Genomic DNA, 14,824 nt, shown 5'->3' on the forward strand with positions numbered 1-14,824 from the left:
TTAGACCTACTCAATGATTAGTCAGTAAAAAGGTTCAAGTGTTTATTAAAGCATTATTTTAAAGTCATCATAACCATCTGATTAACAATAAATTGAATTACAAATGCAAAGTATTTTCAATTCACATAAATGATCATTTACCTCATATTTTAGAGTAAGCCCGATGATCAGTTAACCTAAAGTATAATAAGATCATCGGACTAAAGTGGTGGTTATTATTATTAGAACTATTATGATTATTTGATGCAAAGCTAGAGCAATTATAGCCTGTGTAGCTAGCATAAATCCGGTATAGGATTGTCAATTTCCGACTATCAAACTGCTAAAAAACGACCAGTCATCTAATTCCGACAAAATTGCTCCCCCCTACATTTCAGCTAGCTATAAATAAAAAAACCCGGATCAATTGCTATCACCGAGGCTTCACGCTTATATCGTAAGTGAGTTTGTTACTTCACTTGTAATTCACCATATGTATATTCCTTCATAAAAGGTTGGCTATTCTTAGCCTTCGGACCAGTTACAGGATCTTTAACCATAAATACCACATGTGACTTTAGCGGCTTTCTATCCCATATTTTAACGTTTTTAGCCTTAGGCCCGGTATAACTTCCTTCAGCTGGCACTACCGATACTCTTGCTGCTGGCTTTTGATGCCATGGTTTAGCATTCTTAGCTGCCGGGCCTTGCAAATTTTGCTGCTGAGCCATTACTGCTAAGCTCAAAAATGAACATAATAGAATGGTTAATACAATACCTTTTTTCATCACACATTAAATTAGAATCAATAAAATTGTGCCTTGTTTTGCAATACAAAGTTAGTGAGCTATATATCAACACATTACAAGTAACCCGCCATATAAAGTAACATTCCCGACAAGTGCTGTTAATGCTAAAACTCTGTTATAAAATTCCGACATGTTTTTATGATGAGTAGTTTTCAACATAAACCACCTTCAAACCGTCATCCCGGCCGCAACGATGTCAGGAGTTGAGGTCTCGCCGTTCAGATAACACTATCTGATCAGTGAGATTCCTGATATCACTGCGCTATGCTTTATGATTCAGAAATGGCGGTTTTTATTGGTTAATGCGTGTATGAAAGCCTGCTTTTCACAATTGCTTGTAGCATCCGCTACGATGCATATATTGCTTGAGCGTGCGCTCAAATTCCGTTCTTTACGCACAAATTCATATTCATGAAATACTGACTGTGTATTTTAGCCTCAGTAATCCACTTATATTATTCCGAACATATGCTCTTGCTAATTATAGGTCGTAGGACCGTTGCGCTTAACCTATGTCCAATTGGTAACTATTCGATTGTGCGTTCGTATTTTATTTTTTTCACTTCCATATCAGTTTATAAGAAAATAAAAGCCCCAATATTAGACCTAATATCGCTGTAAATCCAAAATTAAAATAACTTGGTTCTGGATGATATCCTGTATTTGAGGAGATTTCATAAAAAAGATCAAAGATAAAACCGTTTGGGGTGTTGGAAGTATCATATTTACAAGCATTTGTTACAACAATTTTGTCTATAATCTCAAAATTAATAGCAAACATTAATATTACTCCAATGAATGAAATAACTGCAGTTATGATTGTCTTTGAAACTTGTTTCATCTATTCTTAATATGCAGTGCCAGATTGAAAATCTGCAACTGTTGTATTTATATTCAAATTGTAATGGTAGTTCAATGTATTGCTGACTAAAATTCCAGACTTGACTTCTTCCTATACCCCCATATAAGTACGTTACAAATATCCCCATCTGGTCATAGCATCCACTACGATCCATATATTGCTTGAGTGTACAATTCATTTCTTTAAGCACAAAATGGTGTCATGAAATACGGCCTTTGCACTGTAGCCTCAGCAGTCCACTTATGCTATCCGAGCAAATGCTCTTGCACATGATAGGTCTTAGGACCGCTGCGCTTAACCTACGACAAGTGGGAGGAGTTGTCTACTCGTACATTGGATAAAATTTCATATAATCGACATACACTGTATCTCCAAAATAATTGATTGCCACATATTTATTCGGAGTAATAACTTTTATTGGAATGTATTTTCCATTATCAATACTAATATTAAACTTCCTCACTTCTTTACTGTATCCAACATTCATCACATCTGCTAATCCCACATCTTCATGTGTAGTTATCTTCCTTTTAAATAGCTCCTTACCCCCTACTTTGATCTTTATAGTTGTCTTATTGAAACCCTGTTCAAAGAAAACCATCAAAGAATCTTGATATGTTTTATCCAAAGCAGACCCAGCAGCCCTAGAACCCACTTTCCTATCAGTTTCTACAACTTCATAGTCTTTTAATGCATCTACTGTACATTGTGCAATAACAATTACTCCAACAAGCAAAAAAACTGACTTAATTCTTCTTATTTTTATCATTATCTATGGCATTTTCAATGAACTTAAGTTGCTCTCCACTAATATGCTCTCCCTTCTCATCACCTTGATTCATTAAATTATCATCACTCAATTGAATACCATTTTTATCCTTGCCTTTCATCTTTTCATCATTGCTTGGCTCTGCTAGTCCTCCTGTTGGAGCCCGTTTTCAAAACGCGTGACCAGTTTAGTATAAACATATGCGGAACAACAAGGACTTTGATCATCAATAATTTTAATCTTTCCTTCCCAAGATTAGCGGATCTATATGGCACGCGTTGAAAACAGCGCACCAACGGCTACGGACATACGCGGACTAACGGAAGGCAACATGGGGCTTTCACTTCTCTGTACACCTTGAACCAGCTAGGGCAATACAAAAAACTAATTCATCAGATATTTATACAAAAAGCGTATTTCTGCTGGCACAAAATCGCATGAAAATAAATAGTGCACCAGAACCCCGCTTTCAGTATACCTTAGTGTTATCCATTCATTATTTTCAAACGATGCAATATCTAAATCACCTATCAGCAAAATTACCTTATACCCAAATGGAGGCATCGATCTTGATATATCAAAATCGTGACATTTAATATAAGCTATAGCTCTAATATTCTCTTTCTCAACGTTCAAGCCATTCCTTTCCTCTATAATACTAATTGCATCTTGTATACTCCTTTTCTCAATTACAGCATCCATATAAATTCATTCTCAACATTAATATTATCAACATAATAGGACACTAAGTAACCTTTTGGCAAATCTTCCTTCAAGTCCTCTAAAGTAAGTCCTACAGCAAAAACATAAATTTTTCCAATAGATGATGACAATTCACTTTCAATCTCGCGTTTCATTATCAAGGTAAATATATCGTTCTTATTAAAAGTCACGTTTTTCCATGTAATTGGTTCTTCAAAAGCACTCCAACTTTTTACTTTGACCTTTTTAGAAAATGATTCTTTGAAAATATTGTATTTTATTTCTTTAATGATCTCACTATTCATTGTCATAATTTACATATAAAATATTTTACTAATGAGCGTCATTTATTTTTTCCCATGTAATGGTCCCCGTTGGTGCGTGTTTTCAAAACGCGTGACCAGTGTGATGTAAACATATGCGCAACATCAAGGACTTTGATCTTTGGACCTGCTACATTTGATTGGACAGTAAGTTAAGCGCTTTTGAGTTAAATTTACTAAATATGAAAAGAGCAAGAAGAGAGTTTGACAAGGAGTTTAAACAGATGGCAGTGAACCTGTGCCTGTCAGGAAAAAGTACAAGAGAAGTAGCTGATGAGCTTGGTTTAAGGACTGAGCTGGTTACCCGATGGAAACGTGAATACAATGAGTACAAAGAAGGTAGTTTTTCAGGTCATGGTAATCAGAATTTAACCTCAGAACAAAAGGAGATAGCCCGTTTAAAACGAGAACTGCGTGAAGCCCAACTAGAAAGGGATATTTTAAAAAAGGCAGTAAGCATCTTCTCCAAGGGAGACAACAAATATTCCGGTTCATAAAGGAATACAACCACAGATTTGGTGTTGAGAGGATGTGTAAAGTACTTAAAGTCAGTAGAAGTGGTTTCTATAATTGGAGCAACAGAAGGCCATCAATGAGAAAGTTGGAGAATGAAAAGGTATCCGCATATATCAGGACTATACACAGCAATAGCAGAGGAAGGTATGGTAGCCCGAAGATCACCGAGGAGTTACGAGACCTGGGTTGGCGTATCTCTCGCCCCAGAGTGGCCAGGATCATGCGTAACCAGGGCATTAGAAGTATTATTTGCAGAAAGTTCAGAGGAACTACCACCCAATCAAGACACAACTATCCAGTAGCTAAAAACCTATTAAACAGAGATTTTCAGGCAAACCTTCCGGGGCATAAATGGGTCTCTGATATTACATACATCCCCACTGGTCAAGGTTGGATGTATTTAACCATCATTATGGATTTGTACGATCGAAAGATTATAGGATGGTCATTGAGTAGGTCTATGGCGTGCCATGATACAATATGGCCAGCCTGGAGAATGGCTTTAACCCGGATTATTCATTAGAATAATCAAAAGGAGGACTAGTAGACGATATGTTCAAGAATATTCCCTCCATCCAGGGTCTTCTTTTGGAGGGTAATGAGATTTTTAAAACCTTTTTATTAGCATGGTTTGCTGTCCAGGCTCCTAATGCAAAGCAATAGGATCTGAGGGTTGATAGGGTTGCTTTTCGATGATGGTTCAACGCAAAATGCCTGAATAAACTCATCAAATTGTAAGCCACCATGATAAAGCGAAAGGAGGCTTCTGTTGCCCAAAAATCTTGTAAACAAAAATTTTCAAGCCCAAAATCTTGTTTCAATTCCTTAATTCTGTTCTCACAATCGGCGCGGGTGTTGTACATGTTCCAAATCTGATCCAGAGGTAAATCCATATTGGTCACATAGCAACTATATCGATAGCCAGGCTGATCTTCAAAAAGTTCCTTGCCTCCTGCATGTGGCCTGATGTCAACTTGCTTTTTTACAATAATGTATCGTCTTGGCTTACCGTTTTCATGACTGAAAACCATCTCGTTCAGCTCTATTCCCTTTGCCAGTTTGACCCAATCTTTAAGCCCCCAAACTTCGCTTTTTACATTGGGGTACATGCGTACAGCCATAATGTAATTGAGGAGTTCTTCATCTAGATATGACATGATTTCTTCGTTGTAAAAACCACTATCGGCCCTTACCAGACCTACTTTTTGTCCTGCCAAGGCGTGCTTAAAGGTTTCTTCCATGAACTCCCTGCAACTACTACTGGCCGCTGTGTTGCCTGGCCTGAGCCATGCATTGGCCACCATTCTGGTTTGACTCACAAAGGCCATCAAGGGGTGATGTGAATTTCTCCCTCTTTTGTTGGGGTTATAACCTTTACTACTCCCTTGTTGATCTCCATATCGAGTGATCACAGTACTATCAAAATCAATGGTGAGTGCTCCTAAACGGAGCTGGTCAAAGAACCATTGTTGAAGCTCTGGAAATACTTCGTTGTTTAGGGATTGAGAGAATTTTCCAAAAAAACGACTGTAGGTACTTTGGCTAGGCATACCATCCCATCCAAAAATTGACTGTAAAACAGTATCATATCTCAACCAGTCACAATGGATGTATCTACTAGCCCCTGTCCAGATACTCAGCCAAAAACTCTCTACGATTTGCTTGGGGTCATACCCTCGGTTAGAACCAGGAGATGGAAGTGCCAGTTCGGCTAATTTTTCTCGTATCCCTACCTGATCGATAAATCGTTTCATTAAACTCATCCCTCCAAAGGGTGTCACTGGCTTGGAGGAATATTCAATGGGTAAAGACCCTATATTTTGAGTAACCATTCTGGTGATTTTTATACCTCATCAAAATCGATCTTTTTACACAATTATCGAAGGATTTTCTAAACTTTTAGTTTTCTAATGCATAATCAGGGTTTAATTAATAGGCCAATAACAAACCAATTAATATTTCATTCCGACCGGGGAGTGCAGTATGCCACCTATTCTTTTTCAGATCACCTCAAAAGTAAGGGTATACAACAAAGCATGAGTAGAAAAGGTAATTGCTGGGATAATGCTGTGGCAGAAAACTTCTTTAAGATACTGAAGTCAGAACTGGTCAAACATACCAATTTCTATAGTATTCTTCAGGCCAAGAATGACCTGTTCGAATTTATAGAAATATGGTATAATAGAAAAAGAAAACATTCGCACTTAGGATATAAGACGCCTGAACAATTTAATAACCATAACTATTCAAAATGTGCTTAACTTATTGTCCAGTTTTTTGTTGCAAATCCACTACCTCCATTAATATCTTCAAAACCTTTACGTTCCAACTTTTCTGCAATCTACGCATCTTCCCCCGTTGGCCCACGTTTTCAAAACGCGTGACCAGTTTAGTATAAACATATGCTGAACAAGAAGGACTTTGATCATAAATAATTTTCATCATTCCTTCCCAGATTAGCGGACATAGATGGCACGCGTTGAAAACAGCGCACCAACGGCTACGGACATACGCGGACTAACGGAAGGATACTGACTGCGCATTGTAGCTTCAGACATCCACTTATCTTATTCCGAGCAAATGCTCTTGCTCATTATAGGTCGTAGGACCGCTGCGCTTAACCTACGACCAGTGGGGAGCCCGGTCTCTGCCGGGCTGCTTATTACTTATCTTCTCCCATGCCCCTAAGACGATAATCCCATTCTTTGGTATCAGAATAATATATTATCGATTCTCCAAGGGAAGTACCAAAGTAAACCATGTAATTCACACTATCCCATTTCACGTAGTACAAAGGCCCTTCCATCGTTTCTTTTATCCCTAAAGATTCTAAGTTATTTGGCAAGTGTCCGTTTTCAACTTTGTACTTTTCTATTTTAACAACCAATTCATCTCCTTCTTTCATCAGTTTCTTTTCAGCATTATCGCATCCAATCATCACAATTGAAAAAAGCAAAACCAACCCTTTTAAAACAAGTAATCTCATAATCCTATTCCTTTATGAACATTGGTTGAGTGGTACGATTTTGGACACTCGGCAACTCTCCTTTTTCAGGGTATTTAGTAGGCAAGTTCTTATAGTTTGGAGCATTCTCCGGACTTGTAGCTTCCAAGACATTATTCAGATAATTCTGCAACTGCTCACCAAATGTTAGCTCGCTGTTCGGATCAAAATAATTCACTGAAAAATCAGTCCCAAACTTATCACTTGGTAAATCTTCATAGCTATATGCACTATAAGTTGGGCCGTATTGATCCATCTTTTCCTGCATGTAACCTTCCTGAACAGCTTCGTCTACTGGATCACTCATTGAAGTGGATATCAAATTTTTAGGAATTTCGGAATATGGAACACCCGCTTCTCGCATTCCCTTGATTAAGTTTTGTGCTTGCTGCTTGTCTAACTTTGCTTGATAACCACGACCTGCATAAAACATAAAATGAGACATGTCTATCCAACCACCTTTTTTAGTGTATATGTATCGATTGCCTGTTTTATCAGATTCGTTAATTTTTGCAGTATTAAAAGGAGCTGTAGCTGCAGGACTTGGAAGCCCATTTTTCCAATTTACAGAACCCATTCTAATCATAGCTGCATGGGCAGTACTGCCTTTTGAAGTTCCTATACCTGACGACAATCTATTGAAAAAAGTCATAAATTCGCTTACTGTACCTGCAAATGGCTTAATAGGTTCTCTACCATCTGGGTCTATTAAATTAATCGGATTATTTTCTACAAAAGCGTAAGGCGATATATGCGGGAACTTAGCTGCTAAAGGGTCAACAGATAAAAATCTGCCTATTGCCGAATTATAGATTCTTGCCCCATAATCATACTGGGTAAGGGCCAGTAGCTTTTTGGCGCTTTCCTCCTCTATTTCTTCCAGGGTTTTTCCTTTATAGGTTTGCCATATATGGTTAGAGGTTAGGGCGTAGTTATAGATGTTTATGTCATCAAAAATGGCGGCGGTGTTGTAGCCGTCTACTCCCAGGCGGCCTATGTAGGTAGGCATCATCATTAGCTCAAAACAGCCCTCATGCTAGGAGCCCATCCTAATTATCCACTTCTTCTATTTCTCTGGCTAGGATGTTCATTGCGGTGTATTTGCTACCACCTTTTCTTACTTGCTCCCATCCTCTTTTTCTCAGGTACTTGGCTACATACTTATTATGCCAGCCATGGGCAACAAGAATCACCAATCTTTGTTCTTCTGCTTTCTTTTCAAGGTATTCGGCATTTTCTTTGGCTCTGTGTTTCGCTTCTTTAAAGCTTTCAATGCCTTTATCATTAAAACCCATTAGCCATAAAATACGAGAGGTAGTGAGCCATACACTTAATGGCATCTTTACATTGAAAAAGCACATGATTTTTCTTTCAAACTCTCGGAATCGAGCATCTTCGATCATATCATACCGATCTTTAAATATACGCTCTGCTGTATTTCTTGCTCTGGGAATATTGCTATAATAAATACTGTCGGTACGCAAATTTTCAGGACATAACGGCATTGGTTTAAAAGACAAAACACCCACGCTATCATACACTTCTGTAAAAATGATGGCCTCTTCCCTGTTCTTCCATCCTTTTCGGGAAACGTCTGGCTGCCCGTGTCTGATAAGTATTATCTGCTCTACATTTCGGGTAGAATCATAGAAGGGAACCACACATGAATCTAGTGACTGAGATGCATAGTACTCTTCTATATAATCCAGACCAACTTTTTCCTGTGCCATACCATGGAAAGATGATATTATTAAAACAAAAACTATATTAACAAAAGCAATGGCTCTATTCATAAGGTATTGGGTGAATTCAAAAAGTCAATATAATCTTACCTATGTGTTTACTGCTTTCCATTAACTTATGAGCTTCTGCAGCTTGTTCTAGCGGAATTTCATCATAAATGATTGGAGAAATGGTCTTATTTTCTAATAAAGGCCATACTTTTTCTTCCAGCTGCATGCCTATCTTTCGTTTGAACTTACTATCTCTAGGCCTAAGCGTAGAACCGGTTACAGTGAGTCTTCTGCTCATTACTTTCAACAGATCTACCTGCCCCATTCTTCCATTCATAGCATTAATCATAATCAACTTGCCTTCTGTAGAAAGAATATTTATGTTTCTAGCAGTATATTCACCTCCAATCATATCCAGGATGATATTTACTCCTTGTTTATTGGTAAATGCCTTAATTTCTTCTTCAAAATCATGAGTCTTATAGTTAATGGCCTTTTCAGCACCTAACTTTTCGGCCATGGCCTTCTTCTCATCGCTGCCTACGGTAGTAAATACCGTACCACCCAAGGCTGATACCATTTGAATAGCCGCCACACCAATACCACTGGTACCCCCATGAATGAGTACTTTATCTCCTTCTTTAAATTGGCCAATGTCAAAAATATTAGTCCATACGGTAAAATAGGTCTCAGGTAGCGCTGCCGCCTCTATATAACTAAGTCCTTCCGGAATAGGAAGACACTGATCACCAGGTACACTCACGTACTCCGCATAGCCACCTCCGGCTACCAAGGCACAGACCTTATCGCCCACCTTCCAACGGTCATGATTACTTTTTTCTACTATTCCTGCCACTTCAAGGCCGGGGATATCAGCAGGGGCACCATCTGGGGCCGGGTATTTACCTTGCCTTTGCATTACATCCGGTCTGTTAACGCCTGCTGCTTTTACATTTATAAGTATCTCCGACTCAGCTATGTCTGGTGTAGGCCTTTCCTGCAGCTTCAATACATCTGCTTCGCCGGGTTGAGTAATTGCTATAACTTTCATCTTTCAAAAATAGATCAGTTCTGCTCCACTGCCAATGAGATTAGGATTTACTTTCTACCATCATCATTACTTCTTCAGGTGGCATATAGAGTTTCCTTATTTTGTCCTTATATTTCTCAGGAAGATCCGAGTGATTCAATATGAAATTTTTGGTGGCTATAATCTTATCTGCCAGTCCATGCTGAATGGCATAGGTGTCAGCCACCCGCTCAGCACCTATGATAAAAGCCTTTGATATTAAATAACCAATTCCGAACTTAATCATAGAGAAAAAGCCCCGATTTTTATAATCCATTACATGGCCTAATTCGTGCCCTACCCAACCCACTATTACTTCAGAAGGAATAGTATGAATGAAAATTTTCTCCTTGCCGATCTTAAAAAAACGACTCATGAAAATAACATATTCTCTATTCTGTAGTCCGCTAAACATGGACTTGATGAGTGGCTGGGCCTGCATAAAAGACTTTCTGATATTGTCTTTAAATACAAACCGAATTCGTGTATCCTTAAGCTCAGGGTAATAAGAAAGTGCGGTGAGCACTTCCTTACTTAATGCTTCTGGTATTTGCTTATTTTGCGCAAACTGTTCCAGATTTAAGTCTGATGTTTTTGATTGATCTGACATAACTTTCATAACACTTAATAAGTCAAGAAGCGTGCCTGAATCTATTTTACAGCCTTTCTGGGTATGGCTGATGGTAATCTGCTCAACATTTCATTATTGAGAAGCTGCGTAAAATCGGTAAAAGAGCTAATATTAATCACATTATTATTCTGTCTGCCTATTAGCACCACTTCATCTCCTACATTAACATCAGTAATATGAGAAACATCTACCATGAAAAGATTCATGTTGATTAATCCCACAATTGGGGCTTTTTTTCCACCAATTAGCACATGACCTCGGTTAGACAACGCTCTTGGATACCCATTAGAATACCCTAGTGGCAGTACGGCCACATCCATATCATGTGTAGCCTGGTAAGCGGTACCATAACCAATAAATTCACCCGCCTTCACTGACCTGAGGTCCATGATATCGGTTTTCCAATTAAAAATCCGCTTTAAAGTATTCTCCTTTTTCTTACCTGTTTCTTGTAAATGCATATAGTAAATATCAGGGCTAGGCCAAAAACCATATTGAGCCACCCCTATTCTTACCATATCGTAAAGTGTATCTTTGTATGCCAAAGCCGCTGCAGAGCAGGCAATATGACGATATTTAGGCATAACATTTTTAGCTTTACATTGCTTTAAAAATTCCTTATACCTTTTATGTTGTGAATCTATTTTAAACTGATTAGAAAGGCTCTCTGCTCCACCAAAATGGGTACAAAGGCCTTCAAAAATGAGGTATTCATGGTGCTTTTTCAAAAAGGATAATGCTTTACCAAACTCATCGGCCTGGAGACCTGTTCGGTTAGCTCCTGTCTCTACCTCAAGGTGAATTTTCGCCGGTTTTCCTACTTCTTTAGCCGCCTCTAATGCATTTTGAAGCTTATCTAAGTTGAAGGTATAAAACTCTATGTTATTACGAACTGCCCATTTCATGTCTTCATTATAAAGCAGCCCCATAATCATAATACTGCTTGACTCAGAACAGGCACCTAATACTTCTTCGGCCTCAAAGGCACTGGCAGTAGCAAAATGATTGATGCCGCACTTCTCGGCCATAGGCACAAAAGTACCTATACCATGACCGTAAGCGTTGGCTTTTACTACGGACGATATTCTCACATTATCGCCCACTTTTTTTCTTATAAAATTAAAATTTCCTTTTAATGCTGTTTGGTTTAAAAATATCCTCGACGAATGTTTTACCATTTTTTATTTGTTTCTATCCAGTTATATGATTGCCCCCAACTTTCTCGGGCTAATTGTTTTACTTCTTCCACTGCTTCTTCCGGCACATCGTTCACTCGGTTTTCTGCTTCCAGCACATTATAATGAAAAGCATACATTCTGGCTGCAAACTGGTGTACTGGTAATGATGATTCACCATGTAGCTCACCATTTCCATATACAGAAGGCCTTATTCCTTGCCCCCAGTCCTGCCTACCTTCATTATTAGGATTCAGAAAATAAGCCCGCATTTCACCTTCAGGATCCTGATCTACTCTAAGCAATGATACAGCATGAAAACCTAACATTTTACCTGTGGAGGTAGTAACAAAAATACCAACAGGGTTAGGGTACATCACTTGATGATTACCATTATATTCCGGGTGCGAAGTGGCGTAAAATATTTTGACAAAACCATTAAAATCCACAATGGCATTATATTTATAATCATAAGCTGAGGCAAACCCAATCTGAATCCACTGCCCATAGAGCGCCGGGTTAACCCATTTATGCGGATCTTCCAAACGGCCAGAAGCACGAAGCATCATCTCATTATAGATTTTATCCAGCATGCCTACCAGCACCACAGACACGGAGTCCAAGTTATAGTCCAGCTTTTGCACTAAGCCTGTTCCTACCAATGAAGCCGTAATCTCTTGCCCCTCAAAGCGGAAAGTAAGGTCATTATGCGTGGCAGCGGTCATCACCATATTAATAAGCTTGCCGGGAGCATACTGGCTCCACATGCTTATACCACGGGCTGACTGGCAGGTAGGATTATTACCTTGCCCCACTCCTAGCGGCTGTCCTAAAATTCTGATCAGAGCACCTACTAAATATTGTAATGCCGTTATTTTCTCTTCAGGATCTCTTTCAATGTTAGACTTCAGGATCCTGTTCTCTACCTTAGGATGAAGCGTAATGGTTCTTATATTTGAAAGCCCTGAGCGTACTGCAGAGCGAGAGATGATACCATTTTCCAGCATATTAGATAACCCATAAATACACTGGCAATTATATGGACGAACAGTTTCTAATATCAACTTAGAGATATATTCCTGATACTGAAACCACTTGGCCTCTCCTACTGCGCTAACACCTAAACTTATGTAAGCCGCTTTATCATAGCCCTTTTTCACCAGATAAAGCAAAAGTTTACCATGATATGGACTTACCAAACCATACTTAAGCATGGCATTACCCGCTTCTCCGGCTTCTCTGCGTAGCTCTTGCTCATCCAGGCCAGTTAAGTACTCTTTATATTCTTTAAGAGATTTATCCTTTGATCCTGTGGTAGGACAATATATGCTATTCTGAAAACCGAGCAACTCCGCATCTACCGGACTATCAGGGTTGAGATCCATTTTCTCTTTTATAAGAGCAATGATCTTACGCTGTTTCTCAGTTACCACAGGCCTCTGTTCGCAAATGAGGGTTAGCTCTTCCACCAGCTTAGACTTAATACCATCTAGATGAATGCGCTCAGAGATATAGTTAAAAAGGCTATGCACCTTTTTGAGCTCATGATCACTCATCATCAAACGGGTTTCTTCTAAAGGCTCGTTGAATACAAACTCCAGATTGGCCACTAGCACCTCTTCTAAGAAATCAGAGGCCTCCTTGGGCCCCATATGCTCATCAGTAAGGTCGCCTTGTACAATGGCCAATATTCGCAGTTCACTCAGCACCTCAATAGTAGAGCCAGGGTGACCACTTTTATAGGTGCCATTTACCAATGCGGGAACCAGCTTGTCGGTATTATTCCAAACAGAGCCTTCAAAAACACCCGCTTCGGTAATTTCAGCTATTTTATTATAAACAAAATCGATACCCTCTTGAGTATCGACCAGTAAATCCAGCTGCCCCATTAACTTACTGGCTTTATCAGCCTTAGTAAGTTTGGTGGCTTCTTTAAGCTCCTTCAACACTTCTTCCAACCGGTCATTTTCCTGTTGGATCATTCCATTTTCCACCATTAATATTGCTGTTTATAAATAAAAATCTACGTTTTCGTAATGTAATAGTAGCTCACGCATCCTATCTGGATCTTCGCCTTTAAAGTTAACCGTACCAAAATGGTTTCCAAAACCAGCTCTATCGCTAATCTTTTGGGTAGTCATTGGCGGTACTAGGTTATGATCCAGAAAGTAAGGCTCCTCTTTAAGCTCTTCAGGTATTTCTAGTTTAGAAATACTGTTTTTATGAGGATAAATCATCACATTACCATAAAAGGTCTGAGGCCTGGCATCCATTGGAGGCAGTATTTCCTGCAACTCTTCTTCAGTAAGACTAGGGTCATGACATAGGACGAATGCTGCCAGTGCATCGAAATCATATGCTTTAGCCGCCAATTCAAGAATATGACCACCAGGAATTCTACAGGCAGTCTCGCCAAAGCTAATCTCATCTTTATTTGTAAGGAACCATTCTGGGTGCACCATACCATACTCTATACCGAATATGTCTACCAGCTTTTGAACTTCTCCTAATATTCGATCTCTCTTAGAGTTAAGGTAGTTACCCTCAGGTATGAAATTAGAATATCCTAATCTCACATATTCAGTTATATTTAGAAAGCGAACTTTACCGCCATGCACAAAAGCTTCACAAGAAAACTCTTGTCCTGAAAGGTGACTCTCTGCCAGGCAGGGAAAATCCTCATCTTCTACTTTTTCATCGATGTCACTCATAGATCTCAATAGCCTATGACCGACAGTACCAGCAGAAGCAAAAGGTTTAATATGTACCCAGCTATCTTCTTCACCATGGAGCTGAAGGTTAGCTTCATTCAATCTGTGCATGAAACTTTTCACGCCTTCACGATTATATACTTCTTCAAACAAGCCTACTCTTAAACCACCAATAAGCGCTTTACGCTTCATCATGGCTTTGTTTCTAAATAGAAAGGCTCTATTTAATACTCTGGGATCATTTCTGTAAATAGAATTAAGCGCACCGGCCCATTCTACAGTTTCTTCAAAAAGGGGAACAGCCACATCAGCATTAAATGGGCTTAACTTTTCGGCGAGGTCTAAAGAATTTGAGCTATCACTCCATTCGTTGAGTTGATAGGGTACGAAAGGAATATCATTTTCTTTAGCATAGTTTTCAAAATCGGGGAAAGACACAACCACAAAGGGTTTGTTGAGTTTTTGCATACTCTCGATTACAGGTAAACTCCAACCCATAAGTGCAAAACACTGAGCCATAATAGGTTTATTTTTAGGTTAT

At 39.0% G+C, this 14,824-nt stretch carries 18 protein-coding genes; 3 read left to right on the top strand and 15 right to left on the bottom strand.

Going from position 1 to position 14,824, the window contains the following annotated elements; all coding sequences use genetic code 11:
- Positions 1-449 precede the first annotated feature (449 nt).
- The 6 genes from LVD15_RS22230 to LVD15_RS22255 all read right to left on the bottom strand — a co-directional run bounded on the left by LVD15_RS22230 (position 450) and on the right by LVD15_RS22255 (position 3,426).
- On the bottom strand, positions 450-767 hold the full coding sequence (locus LVD15_RS22230) for a hypothetical protein (RefSeq protein ID WP_233777395.1): 318 nt from the start codon (positions 765-767) through the stop codon (positions 450-452).
- Between the two features lie 580 nt (positions 768-1,347).
- On the bottom strand, positions 1,348-1,629 hold the full coding sequence (locus tag LVD15_RS22235) for a hypothetical protein (protein WP_233777396.1): 282 nt from the start codon (positions 1,627-1,629) through the stop codon (positions 1,348-1,350).
- A gap of 343 nt (positions 1,630-1,972) precedes the next feature.
- Complete coding sequence (locus tag LVD15_RS22240; protein WP_233777397.1) at positions 1,973-2,419, bottom strand: hypothetical protein; 447 nt, start codon at positions 2,417-2,419, stop codon at positions 1,973-1,975.
- Positions 2,397-2,540 (bottom strand): hypothetical protein, encoded by a 144-nt coding sequence (locus LVD15_RS22245; RefSeq protein WP_233777398.1) that lies wholly within the window; start codon positions 2,538-2,540, stop codon positions 2,397-2,399. The genes LVD15_RS22240 and LVD15_RS22245 overlap by 23 nt, the downstream gene beginning before the upstream one ends.
- Positions 2,541-2,803: 263 nt before the next feature.
- Positions 2,804-3,121, bottom strand: coding sequence for a hypothetical protein (locus LVD15_RS22250; protein WP_233777399.1), 318 nt, complete (start codon positions 3,119-3,121; stop codon positions 2,804-2,806).
- Positions 3,109-3,426 carry a hypothetical protein gene (locus tag LVD15_RS22255; protein WP_233777400.1) on the bottom strand — a complete coding sequence of 106 codons (318 nt, stop codon included), beginning with the start codon at positions 3,424-3,426 and terminating at the stop codon, positions 3,109-3,111. Before LVD15_RS22255 ends, LVD15_RS22250 begins: the two co-directional genes overlap by 13 nt.
- Positions 3,427-3,626: 200 nt before the next feature.
- On the opposite strand from LVD15_RS22255, the gene LVD15_RS22260 reads away from it, so the two are divergent.
- Together LVD15_RS22260 and LVD15_RS22265 are read left to right on the top strand one after the other, a co-directional pair.
- Entirely contained in the window at positions 3,627-3,941 is a 315-nt protein-coding gene (locus LVD15_RS22260; protein WP_233776495.1) for a transposase, read from the top strand.
- A complete protein-coding gene (locus tag LVD15_RS22265) occupies positions 3,938-4,483 on the top strand; it encodes an IS3 family transposase (RefSeq protein WP_233780997.1) in 546 nt (181 codons plus the stop codon). The genes LVD15_RS22260 and LVD15_RS22265 overlap by 4 nt, the downstream gene beginning before the upstream one ends.
- Here the strand turns inward: LVD15_RS22265 and LVD15_RS22270 are convergent.
- On the bottom strand, positions 4,473-5,792 hold the full coding sequence (locus LVD15_RS22270; protein WP_233776077.1) for an IS1380 family transposase: 1,320 nt from the start codon (positions 5,790-5,792) through the stop codon (positions 4,473-4,475). The genes LVD15_RS22265 and LVD15_RS22270 overlap by 11 nt on opposite strands.
- A 78-nt stretch (positions 5,793-5,870) precedes the next feature.
- On the opposite strand from LVD15_RS22270, the gene LVD15_RS22275 reads away from it, so the two are divergent.
- The gene (locus tag LVD15_RS22275; protein ID WP_233777401.1) at positions 5,871-6,221 is read left to right on the top strand and encodes an integrase core domain-containing protein; all 351 of its coding nucleotides are present in this window, start codon (positions 5,871-5,873) and stop codon (positions 6,219-6,221) included.
- A 401-nt stretch (positions 6,222-6,622) separates the two neighbouring features.
- On the opposite strand, the gene LVD15_RS22280 is transcribed toward LVD15_RS22275, so the two are convergent.
- From LVD15_RS22280 to LVD15_RS22315, 8 genes are read right to left on the bottom strand one after another with little or no spacing between them, the layout of a single operon-like run.
- Positions 6,623-6,946 (bottom strand): hypothetical protein, encoded by a 324-nt coding sequence (locus tag LVD15_RS22280; protein WP_233777402.1) that lies wholly within the window; start codon positions 6,944-6,946, stop codon positions 6,623-6,625.
- A gap of 4 nt (positions 6,947-6,950) precedes the next feature.
- A complete protein-coding gene (locus tag LVD15_RS22285) occupies positions 6,951-7,979 on the bottom strand; it encodes an RHS repeat domain-containing protein (RefSeq protein ID WP_233777403.1) in 1,029 nt (342 codons plus the stop codon).
- Between the two features lie 34 nt (positions 7,980-8,013).
- Entirely contained in the window at positions 8,014-8,757 is a 744-nt protein-coding gene (locus tag LVD15_RS22290) for a histidine phosphatase family protein (RefSeq protein WP_233777404.1), read from the bottom strand.
- 16 nt (positions 8,758-8,773) lie between these two features.
- Complete coding sequence (locus LVD15_RS22295) at positions 8,774-9,748, bottom strand: NAD(P)H-quinone oxidoreductase (protein ID WP_233777405.1); 975 nt, start codon at positions 9,746-9,748, stop codon at positions 8,774-8,776.
- A 40-nt stretch (positions 9,749-9,788) separates the two neighbouring features.
- Positions 9,789-10,376: a hypothetical protein gene (locus LVD15_RS22300; RefSeq protein WP_233777406.1), complete on the bottom strand. Its 588-nt coding sequence runs from the start codon at positions 10,374-10,376 to the stop codon at positions 9,789-9,791.
- Positions 10,377-10,417: 41 nt separating this feature from the next.
- Positions 10,418-11,575: an alanine racemase gene (gene alr, locus LVD15_RS22305; RefSeq protein ID WP_233777407.1), complete on the bottom strand. Its 1,158-nt coding sequence runs from the start codon at positions 11,573-11,575 to the stop codon at positions 10,418-10,420.
- Entirely contained in the window at positions 11,569-13,569 is a 2,001-nt protein-coding gene (locus LVD15_RS22310; protein WP_233777408.1) for a hypothetical protein, read from the bottom strand. The genes alr and LVD15_RS22310 overlap by 7 nt, the downstream gene beginning before the upstream one ends.
- Before the next feature lie 12 nt (positions 13,570-13,581).
- On the bottom strand, positions 13,582-14,802 hold the full coding sequence (locus LVD15_RS22315) for an ATP-grasp domain-containing protein (protein WP_233777409.1): 1,221 nt from the start codon (positions 14,800-14,802) through the stop codon (positions 13,582-13,584).
- Positions 14,803-14,824 lie beyond the last annotated feature (22 nt).

It is taken from the genome of Fulvivirga maritima, assembly GCF_021389955.1.
Lineage (GTDB): Bacteria > Bacteroidota > Bacteroidia > Cytophagales > Cyclobacteriaceae > Fulvivirga > Fulvivirga maritima.